The sequence below is a fragment of the Paraglaciecola mesophila KMM 241 genome, assembly GCF_000315015.1.
Taxonomy (GTDB): Bacteria; Pseudomonadota; Gammaproteobacteria; order Enterobacterales; family Alteromonadaceae; genus Paraglaciecola; species Paraglaciecola mesophila.
On the sequence record NZ_BAEP01000054.1, the window covers coordinates 167645 to 189006 of the forward strand.

General features: G+C 38.9%; 17 protein-coding genes. 3 read left to right on the forward strand and 14 right to left on the reverse strand.

The genetic code is table 11. The features are described 5' to 3' along the window. Nucleotides 1–552: 552 nt before the first annotated feature. The 14 genes from wecA to GMES_RS13175 all read right to left on the reverse strand — a co-directional run bounded on the left by wecA (nt 553) and on the right by GMES_RS13175 (nt 18020). Nucleotides 553–1620 (reverse strand): UDP-N-acetylglucosamine--undecaprenyl-phosphate N-acetylglucosaminephosphotransferase, encoded by a 1068-nt coding sequence (gene wecA, locus GMES_RS13110; RefSeq protein ID WP_006993190.1) that lies wholly within the window; start codon nt 1618–1620, stop codon nt 553–555. 322 nt (nt 1621–1942) lie between these two features. Next, nucleotides 1943–2788: a glycosyltransferase gene (locus tag GMES_RS13115; RefSeq protein WP_006993191.1), complete on the reverse strand. Its 846-nt coding sequence runs from the start codon at nt 2786–2788 to the stop codon at nt 1943–1945. 66 nt (nt 2789–2854) lie between these two features. After that, nucleotides 2855–3853: an EpsG family protein gene (locus GMES_RS13120; RefSeq protein WP_006993192.1), complete on the reverse strand. Its 999-nt coding sequence runs from the start codon at nt 3851–3853 to the stop codon at nt 2855–2857. An 81-nt stretch (nt 3854–3934) separates the two neighbouring features. Beyond that, entirely contained in the window at nt 3935–4840 is a 906-nt protein-coding gene (locus GMES_RS13125) for a glycosyltransferase (RefSeq protein ID WP_006993193.1), read from the reverse strand. A 13-nt stretch (nt 4841–4853) separates the two neighbouring features. Then, a complete protein-coding gene (locus tag GMES_RS13130) occupies nt 4854–5906 on the reverse strand; it encodes a glycosyltransferase family protein (protein ID WP_006993194.1) in 1053 nt (350 codons plus the stop codon). Nucleotides 5907–5946: 40 nt separating this feature from the next. Beyond that, nucleotides 5947–7128 (reverse strand): lipopolysaccharide biosynthesis protein, encoded by a 1182-nt coding sequence (locus GMES_RS13135; RefSeq protein ID WP_006993195.1) that lies wholly within the window; start codon nt 7126–7128, stop codon nt 5947–5949. Between the two features lie 22 nt (nt 7129–7150). Beyond that, nucleotides 7151–7711 carry an acyltransferase gene (locus GMES_RS22945; protein WP_006993196.1) on the reverse strand — a complete coding sequence of 187 codons (561 nt, stop codon included), beginning with the start codon at nt 7709–7711 and terminating at the stop codon, nt 7151–7153. Continuing rightward, complete coding sequence (locus GMES_RS13145; RefSeq protein WP_006993197.1) at nt 7692–8798, reverse strand: polysialyltransferase family glycosyltransferase; 1107 nt, start codon at nt 8796–8798, stop codon at nt 7692–7694. Before GMES_RS13145 ends, GMES_RS22945 begins: the two co-directional genes overlap by 20 nt. A gap of 89 nt (nt 8799–8887) precedes the next feature. Continuing rightward, nucleotides 8888–11134 carry an N-acetylneuraminate synthase family protein gene (locus tag GMES_RS13150; RefSeq protein WP_006993198.1) on the reverse strand — a complete coding sequence of 749 codons (2247 nt, stop codon included), beginning with the start codon at nt 11132–11134 and terminating at the stop codon, nt 8888–8890. Nucleotides 11135–11138: 4 nt separating this feature from the next. Further along, nucleotides 11139–11828: an acylneuraminate cytidylyltransferase family protein gene (locus GMES_RS13155; RefSeq protein WP_006993199.1), complete on the reverse strand. Its 690-nt coding sequence runs from the start codon at nt 11826–11828 to the stop codon at nt 11139–11141. 104 nt (nt 11829–11932) lie between these two features. Next, on the reverse strand, nt 11933–12898 hold the full coding sequence (gene fcl, locus GMES_RS13160) for a GDP-L-fucose synthase (RefSeq protein WP_006993200.1): 966 nt from the start codon (nt 12896–12898) through the stop codon (nt 11933–11935). Nucleotides 12899–12959: 61 nt separating this feature from the next. Then, a complete protein-coding gene (gene gmd / locus GMES_RS13165; protein WP_006993201.1) occupies nt 12960–14084 on the reverse strand; it encodes a GDP-mannose 4,6-dehydratase in 1125 nt (374 codons plus the stop codon). A gap of 126 nt (nt 14085–14210) precedes the next feature. Next, complete coding sequence (locus GMES_RS13170) at nt 14211–15194, reverse strand: Wzz/FepE/Etk N-terminal domain-containing protein (protein WP_006993202.1); 984 nt, start codon at nt 15192–15194, stop codon at nt 14211–14213. 30 nt (nt 15195–15224) lie between these two features. Beyond that, the gene (locus tag GMES_RS13175; protein ID WP_006993203.1) at nt 15225–18020 is read right to left on the reverse strand and encodes an SLBB domain-containing protein; all 2796 of its coding nucleotides are present in this window, start codon (nt 18018–18020) and stop codon (nt 15225–15227) included. Nucleotides 18021–18349: 329 nt separating this feature from the next. Here GMES_RS13175 and GMES_RS13180 point away from each other — a divergent pair, with 329 nt between their 5' ends. From GMES_RS13180 to galE, 3 genes are all read left to right on the forward strand, one after another. Continuing rightward, nucleotides 18350–19837 (forward strand): peptide MFS transporter, encoded by a 1488-nt coding sequence (locus GMES_RS13180; RefSeq protein ID WP_006993204.1) that lies wholly within the window; start codon nt 18350–18352, stop codon nt 19835–19837. Between the two features lie 136 nt (nt 19838–19973). Beyond that, the gene (locus GMES_RS13185) at nt 19974–20273 is read left to right on the forward strand and encodes a DUF6170 family protein (RefSeq protein WP_039987415.1); all 300 of its coding nucleotides are present in this window, start codon (nt 19974–19976) and stop codon (nt 20271–20273) included. 4 nt (nt 20274–20277) lie between these two features. Then, nucleotides 20278–21294, forward strand: a complete 1017-nt coding sequence (gene galE / locus GMES_RS13190) for a UDP-glucose 4-epimerase GalE (protein WP_006993205.1) — start codon at nt 20278–20280, stop codon at nt 21292–21294. Nucleotides 21295–21362 lie beyond the last annotated feature (68 nt).

Sequence of the window (21362 nt, forward strand, 5' to 3'; positions counted from 1 at the left end):
AAAAGAAGCTAACACAAGAACGCTCATAGCATACCGATTAAGCCGCTAGCCAGCGGCTTTTTTTATCGCATGATTTTACTCTGAGAATCACCACTTCTAATCTTAACAACACCCTGTTGTTTTCTCCCAAAACTAATACTGTAATATTAACAAAAATGTGTTACTCAAATACCCTCAACAACTGAACCAACCTTTGAAGCTTGACAGATTACAGAATACATCCAATCACGCCGACAGAAGTGATTTCTAGCGTTTGTGCTGTCGTAAATACAATAAATGAACATCACATGAGGAACTACGGAGAGATAGTGAGTATTTGACCCCTTGATGACACACAATAACAGGTGGTCTCAGAATCGACGCAAATAACCAGTTCTTAAGCCTCTACAAGGTCCGTCAGCTCAAGATCGGCGGACTTAGACATTCATAAATACGTACACAAGTATGTAATACAATTCCAATAAAAAAGCCCTAAGTCAGAAGACAAAGGGCTTAAAAAGTGATTTAGCAAATATGAAAGGTTTGAGTAACTAGCACTAAAACCTGGGTTGCTTAGTTTGTATTGCGCCTAAAAAAGCGAGATATCTTCCATACATGAATAAACGAATAATCGTATAATACGAATATACCGATAAATAACCCCAGCATTATCACTTCTGGTATACCGTAATACTCACCTACAAGACCAAATCCAGCCATCAAGATGGCAATAGAGCCAATAGTAAATAAGGCTTGTACCGAAGAGAAACCGAAGCGCATAAATATATGGTGTAAGTGATCTCGGTCGGCAGATAAGGGTGATTTACCTTTTTTCACGCGGCGGTGCATTACAGCGAACATGTCCATTAAGGGTACAGCGATTATCCATAATGCTGTTACAGGCCTAAAGCTAGCTTCACCGTCTTGCGTGCCAAGCACAAGTAGCCAGATAACACTCAAGCCAATCATCATGCTACCTGCATCGCCCATGAAAATTTTACCGAAGAACTGTCTTAAGCCGCCTAAGTTAAATAGTAAAAAGGCTGATAATGCAGCAACAAAAATGGCTGAAATAGTGAACAAATCAACGTTATTCGCCCAGTAAAATAACACGCATAAGCTACTAAAGGTCACTACGCCAAGTACACCCACTAAGCCATCAATACCATCTGTCATGTTAAATGCATTTATAGCAGTGGCTACAGCAAGCAATGTCACGGGCAAAGCAAAAACGCCTAGATTAACATTACCGAAACCTAGCAAGTCGCCCATATCATAAAGCGCATGCCCTGCCCCAAGCACCAAAATCGACGCTATCAATAACTGAGCAACTAAGCGCACTTTTGCGCTTACATCGTAAAAGTCATCCAAAGCGCCAATTAACACCATGAACGAGCAAGAAATCATATACAGGTTAACCAGTTGAGATTCAGGTAAGAACACCTGTGACACAATCAACACAGTGAAATAGATCGCAATACCACCAATCAAGGGTACTTCACCTAAATGGCGCTTACGTTCGCAAGGCCTATCAACTAACCCGATATTGGCAGCTAACGGTCGCAAACCTACAATAGACAAACAGGCAACAGCAAACGCCCACACAAACACTGAGTTGTAATCCCCAGATATAAAATCCATTGTATATCTCCAAAAATAAACTTCGACTATTGTAGCACGCAATTTATGAAGGAATCACTAACCAGCTAAGGAAATATTTTAGGCAATGAGTTAAAGAGAATTTGTGGATAATTTAAATTAATATCGCAACTACCATTACTCATAACACTAAGCGAATGCGATCATAGTCAAGTAGTAGCTTTACGTTGGAAAAGCTACATCAAGTAAAAACTATTATATCTCAGTCACTTATAGCCTATCTCCAACAAAACATAGTTATGCCATTACACTTTAGAGTTAAATTGCGCAAAGAAAAGATATAAAAGAATTTTCAATCATTCGCTTAGCGTAATTTTTTATACGCAAACTGAGCCAAGGATGTTGGTGCCACCCTGAGCGCCCAAATACCTAAAGCAAATAGTATATTTTTGATCGACATACAGTTAAGTTGTTTCATAGCCTGCCACCTCGCTATAAATTCAGAGTTGGCTTTTTTAAAACCTCTACGACGAAGAAGCACATCATCTTCAAACCTAAATTTGATCAGAGCCTCGTCGATATTGCCGAATTTGTAACCTGCAATAGCGAGAATTACCCAAAAAGCATAATCCTCTGTAGACTTTGTGTCTGTGGGATACCTGAAACCTTTCAAAAACAGGCTCTTTCTAAACATTACAGAAGGATGAATAAATGGGCACCTCCTAATAATATCTCTTTTTAGGATATGGTCTTCCACTGGTAAAACTTTTAAGTAAATATCACTCCGAGTTGAAGAGAATTCGATACAACCAGTACCAAGAACATCAACCGATTTATTACTATCTAAATAATTAACTTGTGATTGAATTCGGTTGGGCAGGCTTATGTCGTCTGCGTCCATTCTTGCAATATATGAGTAATTATTTTGACTTTCAAGTACATGTTCAATCAATTGATTTAGTGAGAAGGCTAATCCCCTATTTTCTTTTCTTGTGTAATAATATACTGAGAACGAATTAATTGTCCGACTACGTTGAGTTAAAGTTTTAAAATAATCATTTATCTCTTTAGTAATAGGCCCATCTGCCATCACATAGAAATCACAAGGTAAACTCTGCATCTCGATACTTAACACGGCCTGTTTGACGTACTCCAACTTATCCATTAAATACACGGACATAATTACAGCCACTCTAACTTCGCAATTCATGGAAAACCTGTTGTTATAATTTGAAAATAAGACACTTAAGAAAAGCGCACTGCTTGACCATTATCCCTAGCTAGGGTAATTATCCGTTAAAAGCATATTTAAAGAGCTTGAAAATAACAGGGTCGGTAGAAGCAACAACACATAGACTAAAGCCCTCACCAATACTCTTTGCTTGTAATTTTTTTCTATGGCAAATACTGTAGGAATCAATGAAATCATCAAAGAAAACATTCCAACTCTTTTTGATTGAGCAGACCCCATAATAGCCGCCGAAACCGAGGTCAGAAATATAGTATACATTAGAAAATAAAAAAATTTCGCAGCAACGCTTCTAAAAGAAAAACGATAAGAAAGTAAATAAAAAAATATAATCGCCCCAATAGAAAACAAGTATATTATAACGCTAGTACTACCCGTCTCTGAATTTGATTTACTATCCAATGCAAAAGGAAGAGCAATAATAACTAAAATGCATAATGATAAGGCTCGAAAGCTTATCCTATCCTTATTGTTTATCATATAGAACAAAGGCGAATAAAGCGCTGAAACGTTATGAGTTAATATAGCGAAAAACATAACAATTCCTCTTTTAAGTCCGGAAGAGGATATTACAAACAAAGAAGATAAATAAACAAAAATTGCATAAGCCAGGTATTGTCGATAAACATTATTCATTCCCATTACAGCAGGAAAAAACAATAAAAAAAGGTAAGGAAAATATTGAGGGAATCTGAAATTATGACGAGCTTTCAAAATTAAGAAAAATGAAATTATATCATAAAAAATAAAAGTGACCTCAGGAGTTCCTACTATATCATATACGTACCTGGACGTTATCCAATACATTGGCTCTTTGACATAGTAGAGCGAAAACAAGTCGCTTCTCAAGGCAGCTTCGTACGTATTCATATCTATATCGAAACCAGAATATCTCGTAACTATAGAGAAAATAAGGAAAACTGAAAAAGTGAAAATATTATAAAAATGAGAGTTTTTTATCTTCACAAAACAGAAAATTAAGCCAGTGAATGAAAGACATAAATAACAAAGCAATTCATAGGTCATCTACCTAACCTCTTAACAATCTAATCTAAACATAAGTCTTATTAGAGTTTATGTTCTTTAAGGAAAAAACTTCATTAACTTTCAACGGCGAAGAAACATTTTAATATACTTTACTAAAGGTGGATAAAAGTAAGTCATTAAATCAGAATAGTTTGGTTTAGAACGCCAGATAAACTTTATAAACCGCATGTCCATATTTTTCAAACAAACGCGAAACAGCTCGAAGTTGTGAGCCTTTAATATCCTTTCTTTTTGCTCCGCATCAAATTTATTAAAGATTTCTTCCAATTTTCTAAAGAAAACTTCTTTTGCTGCAATTAGCTTATCAACATCAGGTCTATTGATAGTAGATTCAACATTAACTTTAAGGAGTACTTGGGGTAAGCAGGCTATCTTGTTATTTTCGAAAAATCTAATTAGAAACTCAAAGTCTTGATGGCGAGCAAAATCAGTATCAAATCCATTCAGTTCTACAAGAACCTTTTTATGAATAAGTAAAGATGATGTATGAATTTCTGTTTTTAAACAAAACACATCCAACTGACAATCACCGTTACTAGTGTATGATGTTGTCTGAATCATATTTCCGTTGTAAAATTTACTGTTAAGACAATATACTGCGCTAACATCTTTGGACTGTTCTAACATTTCAACTTGTAGCGAAATTTTATTTTGGCAAAACTCGTCATCATCATCGAGAAACGCAATATAGCTACCTCTCGCAACAGAGATACCGGTATTCCTAGCTGCTGAACCATTTAGGTTATGCTCGTGCTGTACATATTTAACCCTCGAATCATCAGAAAATGTTGACATCAATTTTGCTGTTTTAGCACCTTGAGCACTCCCTTTCCCATTATCGTCAACTATAACTGCTTCAATATTAGTATACGTTTGCGACAAAACACTTCTAATAGTACGCGCTAGGTATTCGCAACGACCGAATGTCGGAATAACTACGCTAACTAACTCATTTTTTACTTGCATCAATCACCTAAACTTAAAATTTTGAAAATCGCGTTGCAATTACAGCAAGACTATACTCAGCTAAACTCGATGAGGGAACGTGTAATTTTTTGGCCATTAAGCTATCTAGATGCATTTGTGCTTCCTCACAAGTATCATAATAAGAAGTAGCATGAGCTAGATTTTCTATGTTCTTAAAGTCAGAGTTAACAAGAAGTGGAATATTATTTTCTACAGAAAAATAACTTAATCCACTATCTTTTGTTTCTCCGTAGGTTTCGTCGTATTCATCACTTCTATAAGTAACATTTAAATCTCCAAATACAATAGCAGCATTGTCTATATAATAATTAAAATCGACTTTAGGAACGTAATCACTAAAGGTAACTACGTTATTTAAACTGGAAAACCTATCTACTATAACTCGATCTTCAAAACTAGAAGGTTTACCTAATAAAACGAAAACTATAAGAGGGTTTCTTTTACACAATTCATAAAAAACGTCATATTTCTTTCTATTTGACGAAATCATTCCGGGATAAACAACAAGCGATTTGTGTATATCGTTTTTGTGAGGATTTGTCATTTTGAATGGCATAACGCTTATAGGTTTAGACACATGGCCCACATCTTTTAATGCTCTAACTAGATTATCGCTACTTACTAATACCGCACTTGAGGAGAATAGATACAAACGTCTTACTATGTACTTTATGAAATACTTTAATGGAAATTTTTTACATCTTCCAATCCAAGCATTAACATTATGAATTGTAATTAAAAAGTTACACCTCTTTAACTTTGAGAATAAAAAAGCAACATAGTTAGATTGCAGGCTAGTAATTACTATTTTTTCAATATTATTGTTTAAGTAATGTTCATAAATTGAATCTAAAAACTTCTTTGCATTCCCCCCATCAAATCTATAAATTTTAACTTCTGCAACAAGAGCAGGATCTATATTATTTAATACATCATGGGATACGTATAGACTAACTTTCCACTCATTATATTGAGCTACTCTTATCCAGTTTTCGACAAGAGATGAATGATTTTTAGAGGATATATCTACAATTGCTAAATTCAAATTAATTCCCAATAATTTACATGAGTACACGTAATAAAACTTATATATTAAAATTTCTTTTTTTTCTAATCACAACGAACCAAAGAGTTAAAGAGTAAGTAAGCATGGCTGTAATATAGGATAATGCAGCACCTAGTGTCCCATAATTTGGTATAAGAAAGAAATTTAAGAAAATAGCCACCACTGCAGCAACGATCAGCGAATAAAGCCTAAACTTGGTGGTTCTATAGTAACTTAGATAATACGAAGGCAACAACCCTAAAGATTGGAAAAAAGCACCTATTACTAGATAGTTTGCTGTAGTCAAGGAAGATAAGTATGAATCAGGAAGAAAATATCCGCCAAATAAATTCATAGACACCAAAAACGTTAAAACACAAACAATCTGAATCGAAAAAATCAAACTTACAAACTTAAATTTAAATGCCTCTTCAATATTTTCTAAAATTCGCTTTACGAAGGTGTTTGCTAGTACAGTATTAAACTGAAGATATATTGCTGATATTTGAAATGCCAGTGTGAAAAATCCCACTTCAGTCAATGATAAGTAACGGAGTAAGAAAAACCTGCTTGATTCATTAATAAACCATGCAGGGATGACGGATATCATAAGAGGGAAGCCAAATAACATAATCTCTCTTATTTTTACCACATTAAATTGAAAATCAAACTTTATTTTCAGCACAACAACGCAGACGAGAAATTCTGCCAGTAAAAGGCCAAACACTCGAATCGATGCGGAAGAGTTATAGAAATAAAATACACTAAAAGTAATTATAAAAGATAAGACAGCAACTAACAGTGTTGACATTCCATATAAAAACTCTCTTTCAGTTACAGTTAATTCTGCCTGTTTTAATAACCTGAAAGCTCGTGCAAATGCTAGCGCTGGAATTAAACAAAATACAGTAGAAAGATTGAATAGATAAACAATGACGATGGCTAGGAGAAATGCAACAGTAAGCACTAAGAAAGAAAATGAACAGAGTGCACTCCAATAACTATAATATTCGTCAAGAGAAGAATTTGTTCTTAGTTTTTGAACATTGTGTTCATTGGAAAATGTATTCAATGGTAGTAATAGCGCCAAAACCGTTAGTGCTAATCCAAGAACGCCATATTCACTCGGAGTCAAGAATGCAGTTAGAACTGGTAACGAAAATACGCCGAATAATGTAGTGCCAACGCTAAAACCACCATAGTAAAAAAGTTTTTTAAACACAATATATTACCTAGTAAACATTTTAAAAAAACTTTTTCTCAATTACTAACTTCTTAGTTAACTCTTCATCTCTTTTTGCCACCTCTACAGCCGGGTTACCTCCTACAACACTGCCAGCTTCAACGTCCCTCACTACTACTGCACCAGCCGCAACAACAGCAGCATCCCCAATTCGCACTCCAGGTAGAATTGTTACATTTGCCCCGACCCACACAGCATCCCCAATAACGACTTTCTTCAATATATTGGTAGAGTCGTATGGCAATAAAGAGTTAGAACGCCAATTATGATTACTACTAAAAATTGTTAGCCCCCTTCCGGAATGAAAATATTCTCCAATTTCAACTCCGCCTGTACACTCTATATACGTGCCACTTTTTAAATGACTAGTTTCATGTATCTTAAATTTCTTTATATCCCCCATGATTTCAAAGTCAAAACCACCTTGAGCGATAAAATTTATTTTTTGATTGCTTTTCACACCGTATCTTTTCGCTTTAGCTTGAGCTAAAAGGCTCCGAATGTGGTTCCAAATCCAGTCGACCTTCAAGATATAAAGAAAGTTAACTAGCATGTTTTTCATGAACAAGCTCCTCTAATAACATGCCCAAGTTTCGGCCTGTGCATTGAGGTATAAACTTCGTATTACAGTCTAATGAACGAAGTGACGAAGGTGCACTATATCTGAGTTCGGATAAAACACGACTTAACGAAATTAATACTGGATTTTCGTTTAGAGTTGGAAAAAATTGGTACAAAAAAATCACATTTAATCCTGATTCCGATAACTTAAATAACGCATCAGAAAAAAATGAAATTGCATGCAACGGTTTATAAATATTAATAGATTCCGAAATATCAAAATCGTCGGCTATGACATCTATATTTGAATAGGTCTCTATCAAACTCTTTACATAAGTCTTAACTGAGTCGTCTTCACGTGGGTGAAATTTAAAATGTACGGTTTCGAACTGACTTGAAATTTCTTTCAACACTTCATTAACGATAGAATTATATTCATTAACATTTAAATAAGATTGATATAAAGGCTGATTAAGAAAAATACATGAATTTGAATTCAACTCAGTATATTTTTCGCTACAGCTGTTAATACAAACTTTTTTAATATCTCTATAAAACTTAACATCCCTGTAGAACAACACAATATCAATATATTTTTGGTTGAGTTGTAGAAACAGCATTTCACCTTGTTTATTAAACTCAATAAAATCAAAGCCAAGCACATAATTAATATAAAACATTTTCATTCTATCTTTGATTGAAAAAGAGTTTCTGCCTTCAGGCTTATTTTTGTAATAAGCCGCAATACCTTCTTCTAATAATAATGACTTGGCCCCAGATTTTTTAGCAGAGTAAGCTACATATTGATTAATCGGGTCATATTCAGTTAAAAATATGACGATATCATCAGAAGTAAAAGGAATAACATCAACTTTTCGCTTCGCAGTGTAAAATTTATATGGGTTGACAAAATCACGAATATCTCTATAAGGAGTACTAATCGTCAAAATATTGTCAGATAAACAACGACAATTACTATTCAAGCTATAGGGAATTCGAATTACTGTAATTTCAAATTGTTCAAAATTCTTATATTGATTTAGTAGATTTGTGACGTGAAAATCGTTATTTACAACTAAATACAACATTTAATAGTGACCATAAAAGTACTCATTTAAATTTAATGACAAAGCTCATATGAAAGTTTAAACTTCGCCGATTTTTGAACAAAAGTCCTTTAATTAAACTTTTCTAAAAACTCCAAAGCTGACCAAAAACCTTCACCACCATTTTTATGGCCTTGCCATACTTCAGGTATAAATTGAGTTTTGGGATTAACTTCATCCAACAACTTCATCAACGCGGGAAAGTCTACATCTCCCTTACCAATCGCTACCCCTTCACCATCAACTCCTTTAGCATCTACTATATGAAGATGGACGTTATATGGTGCTACTTTAGCTACAAACTCCAACAGGTCCCAACCATAATAATTACATGACATCATAGAGTGAGATATGTCGAGGCAAATTTTGATTTGTGGATTTTTTTTACAAAAAGAGACTATCTCGTCGGCGCATACAAACAAATTATGATAGCTTTGTCCTCCGAAATGCCATGGGAAAGGAGGCATAGTTTGAATTGCAATAGTTACCCCTTTGAGATCAAGATCATTTAAGGCATCAGCAATAAGCTGATATTTTGCAGCTTTAAGCCCTTCATCGATAAAGCCTTTCGAGTCCCAACCACCTGCATTGACTACAATCACTGGATCATTTGTCTTGGGGAAATATTTATTTAGTTGCTTGGTGATATTAATAACGTCCTGTAACAACGCTTTTGATTGATTCAAATATTCTGGGTCATCAGAGCAAAGGTCTAGAATATGGTCATTTGCGAACAGCTCTGGGCTATGGACAGCGAATCCCATACTTTCCTCGCAATTAAAATACTCACTTAGGTCAACTTTCATATCGTTGTATGACAAATGAAATTCTACGAAGTCAAGGTTAGTATCTTTTATAATTTTTCTAAAATCGTGATACCGAACAGGTACGCCGAATGGGCGGTTGAACTTATAATTGCGCTTATTAATTTGGCCTACAATATCACTCATATAAAAGAAACTACCTTTAGCGATATCCCGCTCGGCTTTTTTTCCAACTAAGTCATTCAAGCGATTAGGCTGTAAACCCTGACCTGGGCTTTTAACCTCAACTAAATCTCTTGTGATTATCTCACCACATTGTATATCTTTGATTGCGACTAAACTTTTGGCAAGGTTCTCTCTGTTCATTAATTCACCCTGCGTAACTTCGCGCGGCTTTTTATCACTGCCTAACCCTTCTTCAACTTGCCGAACTTGCACAACCATGTCTTTTAGTTCGTTGGGAAGTAAGCTCACCTTGTGATCTGTCCCTTCTAGGCTTGTATCTACGGTTAGATGTTTCTCAATCACCGTAGCACCTAACGCGATTGACGCTACGGGAATACAAATCCCTCTTTCATGCCCAGAATACCCGACTAATTGCCCTGTAATTTCTTTTAACCGAGTGAGGTATTTTAAGTTAACGTCCTTAAAGGGAGTAGGGTATGTTGAGTTGCAATGAAGGAGTACATAATTAGCGCCAAGACCGTTGAGAAAGGCTACAGATTCTTGTATTTCACTTTCACTAGACATCCCTGTCGAGCAGAAGAATGGTTTACCAGTATTAGATATTGCTTCTAATAACTCAAAGTTAGTAAAATCAGCAGACGCTACTTTATATGCACTCATTCCATATTCTTCTAGCACTTTTAAAGACTCTAAATCCCAAGGAGTACACAATGGTAAGACTCCTTTAGATTTGGCATAGTCAAATACTTCTATAAGCTCTTCAGTTGATAATTGAAACTTGGATAATAAATCTAAGGTATATTGCGCTCCGAGGTCAGCTGAAACATCGTTTTTCCCTGAGTCTTTATATAACTTCTTCATATTGCGCATTTGAAATTTAACGCAGTCCACGTTTGCATCTACTGCGTGATCAACAAGCTCTTTTGCTAACTCTATACTTCCCTGATGATTATTACCTATCTCTGCAATAATGAAGCTCGGTGAGTTATCTGAAATTTCGCGATTTCCGAGGAAAAAACCGCTCCTGGCCTGAAAAGCTAATTGAACAAGGTGCCCGTTATCATCTATCAACGGAATACAATCTACACCTGTGTGAAATATCTTTTCAATTACGCTTCGTTCTGTTCCAACAAGAAACTTTTTAACATTCCGGTTCATGACGGTCTTCGCCAGAGCATTAAGATCTAGATTTTTACCCTCTGTTAACCATCTACGCACGTCACCATCGGAAATACTTCCTTCTAAATGTCCGTGTTCAGTCACAACAAAGATAATTCTCGACTTATTTTCGTTAATTTTTTTTAGAACATCGATCACGTTAGATTCTGTAAAACAGATATGTTTTTGAATATTTTTAGTAAGTAGCATTGCTTTACTCTAAATTAAGTTTAAATTTCATGATCTCTTCACATACTTTGAAATCAATTAGACTATCTATTTCGTAGCTTTCTTCTTCCGACGTTTCAAAGATGCCAATTTTTCCAGCTAACCTATTTTCTTCGGCAACGAGATATCTTGTTTTCGTTATGTAAAAAGAACCAGTTTCTATATATGTTTGTTCCTCTGGAGCAATATCTTGTCGACGAGGGCGTTTTTTGTAGTTATATGAAGCTTTTGGTTGTGAAGGATTACTCCATATAAAACGATGAGACTTAGCAACTGTTAATAAGCTATCGAAATCACCTTCTTTAAAGAATGAAATTGCATCATCGAACTGCCCTTTCTCTCGAATAGGGGAGGTTCCTTGGACTAAAACAAACAATTCTGGTAATTCGTTTCTTTCCTTTAAAAATTCACAGCAGTGTAGCATTGCAGATTCAGTAGTCGAATTATCCTTCGCTAACCGTTCAGGTCTGATAAATGGAACTTCAGCACCATATTTTTTTGCTACGTCTGCAATTTCCCTGCAATCCGTCGAGACAATTACCCGGTCAATCATTTCAGAAGCTAATGCTTGCTCAATACTCCAAGCAATTAACGGCTTCCCAGCCAGCATCTTAATATTTTTTTTAGGTAGCCCTTTCGAGCCTCCTCTAGCTGGTATAAAAGCAACGATTGACATTATTCATCTTCCCCTTTAATGGCTCTCTAGATAGTTTCAAAAAAATCTAGCTATTATCATAAAGTACATAAAATTTGAAAGTTCGATTTATGACGAGCGGTTGATTAAGATGTTCTAAAGTTTTTTTCGTTCTTCAAAAACCACGAATATGCGCTTTCTAGTCCACTTGAAAGTGACACAGAAAATTGCCATCCCAACGATTTAAGTCGTTCTACATTCATCAATTTTCTTGGGGCTCCATCTGGTTTGCCCGTATCAAACGTTATGTTTCCGTTGAAGCCCACTACTTTCGCTACAGTTTCTACGAGCTCTTTTATAGTGCAATCTACGCCACTACCTACATTAATATGACTCAGCATAGGTTCAGTATTCTCATCATATATAACCTTGTCTAGATTCATTACATGAATCGATGCATCAGCCATATCGTCTACATATAAAAACTCGCGCATCGGCTTTCCACTGCCCCAGGCGACAACTTCTTTCTCATCGTTAATTTTAGCTTCATGAAAGCGACGTATCAGCGCTGGGATAACGTGAGAGTTTTCAGGGTGAAAATTATCATGCGGCCCATACAAGTTAGTAGGCATAACACTACGATAGTCGCGCCCATATTGGCGATTGTAGGACTCACATAACTTAATACCAGCTATTTTAGCAACAGCGTAAGGCTCGTTAGTTGGCTCCAATGTGCCTGTCAACAAAGCCTGCTCGCTCATGGGCTGTTCTGCCAACTTCGGATAAATACATGAAGAGCCTAAAAAAAGTAGCTTTTGAATACCCGCAGTATGAGCACTATGAATGATGTTGCATTCAATCATTAGGTTCTCGTAAATAAAGTCAGCGGGATAAGTATTATTCGCAATGATCCCCCCTACTTTGGCTGCAGCCAAATAGACTTCATCAATATTCTCAGAGGCAAAAAAAGTTGACACTGCTTGCTGATTCGTTAAATCGAGCTCTTTGCGAGTACGTAAAACAAGCTCAATACCTTTTAGCGCACTGAGACGGCGCACTAACGCAGAACCGACCATACCGTTGTGCCCAGCGACAAAAATTCGTTTTTTCATGGCGTTCCCCAAAAATAAACAGCCTCACATTAGAGGCTGCTATGAGATATAAGAAAAGAATTTACTCTTTGGCTAGAGCGACATCGAAACCATGCTTTTTCAATAAAGCGTGTTGCTTCGCTTTGTCTAAGTCGTGTTTAACCATTTCGGCGCACATTTCTTCAACTGTTATTTCAGGTACCCAGCCAAGTTTTTCTTTCGCCTTTGTTGGGTCACCTAGCAAAGTTTCTACTTCAGCAGGTCGGAAGTAACGGGGGTCAACCTTAACGATTACATCGCCAACCGTCACTCCCGGCGCATCATCGCCCGTAATTTTAGAGACAGTACCTATTTCATCAACACCTTCGCCGCTGAAAGTAATTTCTATCCCTGCTTCTTGGGCTGACATTTTAACAAACTCACGGACAGAGATTTGTTTACCGGTAGCGATAACAAAATCTTCAGGTTTTTCTTGTTGTAACATCATCCACTGCATACGAACATAATCTTTGGCGTGCCCCCAATCCCGCAGAGCATCCATATTCCCCAAATAAAGGCAGCTTTCTGCGCCCTGAGCTATGTTGGCAATGCCTCGGGTAATTTTACGGGTTACGAAGGTTTCGCCGCGGCGTGGTGATTCATGGTTAAATAAAATACCGTTACATGCATAAATGCCGTAAGACTCTCGATAATTTACCGCTATCCAGTAAGCATACATTTTGGCTACAGCGTAAGGAGAGCGCGGGTGAAACGGAGTGGTTTCTTTTTGCGGAATTTCTTGCACTTCACCGTAAAGCTCAGATGTTGAAGCCTGATAAAATTTCGTTTTCTTTTCTAAGCCCAAGAAGCGAATTGCTTCTAATAGGCGCAATGTACCCATAGCATCTACATCAGCGGTGTATTCTGGTGCTTCAAAAGATACTGCTACATGTGATTGCGCCCCTAGGTTGTACACTTCATCAGGCTCAACTTCTCGCATGATACGAATTAAATTAGAAGAGTCGGTTAAATCACCGTAATGTAATTTAAAGTTGGCATTTTCGACGTGTACATCTTCGTAAATATGATCTACTCGTTGCGTGTTAAATGATGACGCTCGACGTTTGATACCATGTACCTCATAGCCCTTTTCCAATAAAAATTCAGCCAGGTAAGACCCATCCTGACCTGTTACACCCGTAATTAAAGCTATTTTTTTACTCGACATAAATATTTCCGTAACATTAACTTTACTGCTGTAATGATATTTTACAACACTATTAAATCTACTTATAAAAACAAAAGCTTAAGGCATCACTTTTCCCAAGGGGTACGCCCTAACGTGTATGAACTTTTAAGGATTTCGATGCAAAAAGTATCGAATTAAAAGAAAAATAGTACTCAAAACACCACCAACCAAACACCCAAAAATGACTATTAGTAGCCTATTCGGCATAAATTTCAGTTCAGAAACTTGCGCACTGTCAATTGTTTTAAATACATATTCATCTCTTACCTCTGCAAACATTAGTGTCTTTGCTTGCTCTTCAACTAGTTGATAAAGTAGAGTTTTTTGCTCAACTATATTTGTTTGCGCGATTTGAGACTGAAGGTATTGAATGCTATTTTTCGCTTCTGCCTTATCGCGAGCTTTCATTACTGAATTAATATCTTGAACCAACCAATCAACCCACTGTTTAGCGACTTCAGGTGAGTAATGTTCAACACCAATTAGCACCATCCCATTGTCCGGGTTTTGCTCAACTGAAAATAATGCATCAAATTCTTTTTTTGCTTCCTGCATCGACGGTTTAGCTTTTTTTGGAGGTTGAACTTCCCTAATCCACTCTTTGCTTTGTGGCAGATAAACATCCTCGTCGTAAATGACCGTATTCGAAGACATGTCCCAATCTTTAACCGCCACCAAACCAGGCAATATATCGTGTTTTTCAGCGAATTTAGCGAAAAACTCGCGGGATTTAAGTATCTCTATCGCAAGTGCAGTTTTGTCGGTTTTACCACCACCTAGATTCACCCCTGCAAGAGATGCTAGGCCCCCAAGTTGTCCAGAAAGCCCAGATAACCCACCCTGCTGATCGGAGTCCGCGGGGGCAAGTAGGGCTTCGGACTTATATATATTCGGTAGGCTTAAAGCATAAAAGACGGAGGCCACGGCAAATATTGCGGTGATCGCAATAATAATCCACTTACCGCGCCAAATAACATTCCATAGCTCTCGTAAATCTATTTCGTCGTCATTGTTTTGTGCCAGCAGCATATCTGGCGATATGGCAACGTACTGAACTTTTTCTTGTGTGTTACTTTTCGTATCAGTCATTTCTATTACTCAAATTTCGCTTTTAACACGTTACAGATTGCCAATGGCAATTAAGGCAATGGCTGACTGATAAACAATTGAAGTAACAGTTTGCCATAAGCCTAAGCGCTCATAGTTAGTTACGTCACGTGGCACCACTATGGTGTCGCCTGGCTCTAACACGGTGTCATTTGAGCTAAACCAGAATGAGGTTTCAGGTATAGTCACTGAGCCATCAGCTTTAACTATGTACACATCGCCCATATCTGCGCGGTCTGTTTCACCACCCGAATTCGATATATATTGCTTGAGTGTTTTGCCGGATTTAAACATATGGGTTGAAGGTACAAATACTTCACCGACTACCGAAACTGAAGAAGAAATATTAGGCACAAACAGTTTGTCACCGTCTTTAAGTGATAAATCAGCAGTGGGGTTACCCGCTATAATTTGCGGCATATCGATAACTAAACGCCCCACAGGTTCAACATTAAGCAATTCATCGAGTATTAACGTCGCTTCTTGGTAATCTATGGTTTTCACATTTTGACTACCAGAAAGATTGGTTGATGCAATTTGCTGACGTAAGTTCTCTACTGACTTGTCTAGATTTTCACGTTCTCGCTCTTTTAGCTCTTCACGCGTAAACACTACCGCCTTAACGGTTGCTTCTTCGGTGAAGCCACCTGCACGCTCAATTAACTGCGCAAGCGTTTCGCCTTTTTTGATTTGGTAAACCCCAGGGAATACCACCTCGCCAACCAGCTCTACTTTTTTGTTTTCATGCCAATCTGGGGTGCGTAACACATTCAGCGTGTCTTTACTTTGCAGGGCAATTTTACTGTTACCTAGCATTGAGTCTATCAAATCAATTTGAATATGATCTATTTGCAGTGCGTTATCGCTGTCTAAACCTGTTCGCGAAATTTCAGCTTTTTGTAAATAAGCTGATTCTAACAAGCCACCGCCGGCTAAAATTAGGTCGCGCACGGTCGCGTTCTTCTGTACTGGGTACACACCAGGGAACTTAACTTGCCCGGTTATTTCAACCAATTTCATTGGAGAGCTCTGGGTGCTCTCGTTTTGTAAGCGCTCAATGATGGGTGCTAATAATTCTTCACGAGACAAGTACTTTGTTTTCTCTAAAATCAAATACTTTTCCGTGAAGCTAGCTAAATCTAATTCTTGTAAGAAGCTAGCTCTGTTATCTTCTTTGTTCTCGTTATCGTTATCGTTATCGCCAGAACCTTTAATATTTCGTGAATTGTTTCCAGTACTTTGGTCGCGCAATGTGTTTTCAAATTGTGGGTTCTGCGAATTGCTTGTTGTTTGGCTGTTAGCGCCATTCTGCATAGGTATATTGTTTACGTAACCGCCAGTGGTTGAATTTTGCTGGCTTGAACTGAATCGCGTATTTTCTAGACCGCTAAGAAACTCTTTTTGCTTTCTATCTTCTTCAACTGCAGGGTCAATTGGCGTAAAACGATTGAAAAACACGACTTTGTCGAATGCATTCAATTCAACATCAGTTTCACCAGAGAGTACTTTAGCTGGCTCAAATTGAATAATGTCACTCTGGCGCGCAAATTTAGCACCGCGCATGATCAAGGCATAATCAACGTCTGTCGTGCCCATTAAGCTATTGCGATTAACTAGATCAGATAACATCAATCCCGGCCGCCATTGGGTCAAGCCTGGGGTGGCATACGCCCCCATGACGACAACCGCATTATTAAATTCGTTGCCCGCAGCGGAAACGTTAATAAAGTCGCCTGCAGATAGTTTTAGTGAACGCCCAGCTCTGTCTTGCATGTTCACAGTTTTCACTTCAAAACCGTCGCTGGCTGTACTACGTGCTACTTGCAGACTCTTCGCAGCCGCAGTCGGCAATAAGCCCCCAGCGATGTTGAGCATGCTAGCCATGGTGTCATTATCTTTGGCTTCATAAATCGCTGGGCGTCGAACTTCGCCGTCGACGCTCACTAATTTTTTCACAATAGGAATAAAGATGACGTCGCCCTGTTGCAAGCGCATGTCTTTGCTGGTGTCACCAAATACCAGTAAGTCGTACAAGTCGAACTCGGTTACTGTTTTCCCGGCTCGCTTAAGCTCAATATGTCGTAATGAGCCCACATCGTTAATACCGCCACTTGAAAACAACGCGTTGGTAATGGTTGATAACGCGCTAACTGTATACGCGCCTGGCTGATAAGCCTCACCCACCATATAAACCTGGATTGTACGAAGCTCGCCCATACTGATATTTGGCGTTACCCCAATGACTTGTTCGCTGTAACGCTGTGTCAGCTGTTGCTTGAATTCGTTATAACTAAGGCCTGCGGCATTCATTGGGCCTAAGTCTGGCACCTCTATAACGCCTTCATTGTTTACTTGCAGCGAATGTTGCTCACTGACCTTACCGAACAATTGCACGCGAATGGTGTCACCCGGGCCCAATATATAATCTGCTGGTACAGGCAAGTTCGTTGGCGGTGCAAAAGAAGCAGTGGCAGTAGAAGAGTCAAAGAGATCGTAACCAAACGGTTTTAATTCTTTTGTTTTGTTCTTATTAGCACTTTGCGCAGCGAGACGTGCAGCAATTTCGTTATCGTCAACATAGCGGTTTACCTGAGTTTCTGGTTGCACCTGTATATTGTTGCTGCTTCCACCTGAAAGATTTAAGTCAGATAAATCAATTCCCATTTGGCGTGCAAGTGCTTCTTGCTGCGCTTTGGGCATACTTTTAAATTGTTCTATTTGTTGCGCTGATGGCGTAACTGCGTTAACCGGCGCCACAAACATAAACGCAAGTAATGCGAATATCTGAAAATTAAACTTTCTTAACATACTGCTATCCCTGTGGGTCTCAGAAGGTTGAAATCTGTACAATTGTGCCAAATAAATGGGGCAGCATGATATATGATTTGCGAAATGAGTGAAACGGTTAATTTAGGCTACCGCTACTGTGAGGTCTGACCATTAGTGAAGAAATAATTACAACCTCGTGGCGCAGCCTTTCTTGTCTTCATCCCTTGGCTCTAGTATAAACGTGGCTGAAAATCGTTAACTACCGTTAGAGTAGTCGGCAAAAACAATAATCATAACCAGACTTTTAGCATCTTCATTCGTGTTTCTTTTTTAATATAAAGACGCTAACTGGGTTTACGGCAGGCATTATGACAACAAAAACAAAAGACTTTTTAGGCCAACCAGGGGGCCTTTCTACCCTATTCTTCACTGAGATGTGGGAGCGCATGAGCTACTACGGCATGCGCGCATTATTAGTACTTTTCATGACCGCGAGTATTCAAGAAGGCGGCTTAGTAATTACGGTAGCATCCGCTACTGCGATTTACGGCTTATACACTGGCGCAGTTTATTTTATGGGTTTGCCCGGCGGCTGGATAGCCGATCGCTTAATTGGCGGGCAGCGAGCTGTTTGGTTCGGCGGCGTGATCATCATGTGTGGTCACATAGTGTTAGCGATTCCTAACAACTCAACCTTCTTCGTTGGCTTAGTGTTAGTCGTCTTAGGCACAGGCCTACTTAAGCCAAATATCGGCGCTATGGTGGGTCAGTTGTATGCAGATGACGACGATCGTCGTGATAGTGGGTACACACTTTATTATTTAGGTATCAACCTCGGTTCAATCATTGGTTACATCGTATGTGGTTACTTGCAAGTTGAAATGGGCTGGCATTGGGCTTTCGGTGCAGCAGCCATTGGTATGGGCATTGGCTTAATTCAATATCGCATGACCATTCACAAATTAGACGGCGCCGGTGCACAGCCTATGGTGGCAATGTCTGCAACCGCCACTAAGCGTTCTTGGCAAGTCATTGCTGTTGCCATGATCGGATTAGCCGTTGTAACGTATTTGATGATCAGCGGTCAGCTTAGTTTTGACCCTGTTACCATGGCACAGTATGTCGCTATTGCGATCACTGTGGTGTTCTTGGCTTATTATGCCGGAGTATTCTTTTTTGGTAATTTGGACCCAAATGAGAAACGCAGCTTAGGTGCGCTTTTCTTGGTGTGCTTAGCCTCTATCTTTTTCTGGACCGGCTTTGAGCAAGCGGGCTCGTCGCTAAACTTGTTTGGCCGTGATTATACTGAGCGTATGTTAGGCGATTTCGAGATCCCAACAGCTTGGTTCCAATCCGCTAACTCCTTCTTTATCATTATTTTGTCACCCTTTTTTGCAGCGTTATGGATAAACCTAGCCAAGCGCATGCTAACGCCATCATACGGCCTTAAATGTGCGGTCGGCCTAATTATCATGGCAACGGGTTTCTTGGTGATGTTCTTCGCGGCACAAGCTGCTGCTACAGGCTTGCGCGTTGCACCTTACTGGTTAGTGGCTACTTACTTCTTACACACGGTTGGTGAATTATGCTTAAGCCCTGTTGCATTAGCAGCCGTAAGTAAGCTTTCTCCTAAGCGTTTTGCTGGTCAGATGATGGGGGTTTTCGTATTAACTTATTCAATCGGGAACGTTATAGCCGGTCTGTTGGCAGGTAACTTCGATCCGAATAAAGTAGAAGATATGCCTAATCTGTATTTACAAATTAGTTTGTTCACTATTGCTATTGGTATTGTCATTTTCTTGCTGAGCTTTAAAACCAAAGCATGGGAAAAGCTTGCTGAGAACAAACGAGCTTAATGGATGCAGAGCTGGTCAGCGAGCCAGTTAACAAACGTGGTTCGCCAGTGGCGAATTGATTAATAATATAATACTATAAATAGCGCCTACCTGTTTAACTTCAGCTAGGCGTTTCTTTTAGATAAGCAAGAGTGAAATGAAAATCTATTTTTCGTCTAGAGACATTCCGAGTATTGCCCATTTGCCGCTGACTGAGCGGTTAGCCGCCATTCAAATAGCACAAAACAAACTAACAGGACCTGAAAAACTCCTGCTTAACGTTTTAAAGTTAGCGGTGCTCTTGCCTATATTTATCCTAATATTTAGAAGCACTGAAAGCTGGTATTCACTGCTTTGGGCTGCGCTGGTTGCTGCCCTTTACCCCTTAGTGCTTAGGCCGATACAATATAGTCTCTGCGCGAAATACATTCCCCCAATTGACCACCAAGGAGAGTAACCCGATGCAAACAATTTTAGTAACAGGCGGCGCTGGCTACATTGGCAGCCACACGGTTTTACAGTTGTTGGAAAACAACAACAAGGTCGTTGTTCTCGATAATCTATGTAACTCTTCAAAAGAGGCGTTAGCGCGCGTAGAAGAGCTAACCGGCAAGCAAGTGACGTTTGTCGAGGGGGATATTCGTGACGCCAACGTACTCGATACGTTGTTTACCTCTCACAACGTTGATTCGGTTATTCACTTTGCTGGCCTAAAAGCGGTTGGTGAGTCAGTTGAAAAGCCCTTGATGTATTACGATAACAACGTCTACGGTACGCTGGTGTTATGTGAATCTATGGCTAAACACAATGTGAAAACCTTGGTATTTAGCTCTTCTGCTACGGTTTACGGCGATCCCGTTGAATTACCTCTGCATGAAGGCCTTCCTACTGGGCAGCCAACTAACCCTTACGGTCAGTCAAAGTTAATGGTTGAATTGGTGTTAAAGGATTTATATAAATCTGACAACAGCTGGAATATTGCTGTGCTGCGTTACTTCAATCCGGCTGGCGCGCACCCTTCAGGGCGTATCGGGGAAGATCCAAACGGTATTCCTAACAACTTAATGCCGTTTATCACCCAAGTGGCCACAGGGAAACGTGAATTCCTGTCAGTTTTCGGTAATGACTACGACACACCAGACGGCACAGGCGTGCGTGACTACATACACGTTGAAGATCTAGCCGCAGGTCATCTCAAGGCGCTCGACAAGCTACAAAGCGATGTTGGTTTAGTGACCTACAACTTAGGTACAGGCCAAGGCTACAGCGTAGTGGACATGGTGAAAGAGTTTGAAAAACAAAGCGGGCAAACCATTGCTTATAAGTTCGTACCTCGTCGTGAAGGTGACGTAGCAGCTTGCTATGCAGACCCAAAACTTGCCAGCGAAGCTTTAGGCTGGAAGGCAGAAAAAGGGTTGGCCGATATGTGCCGCGATTCTTGGAATTGGCAATCGAATAACCCTAACGGTTATAAATAAGTTTAAGTAGAAACGAATCCAATTCCAGTCAAAAAAGGCCCGATTAACTTAGGTTAATCGGGCCTTTT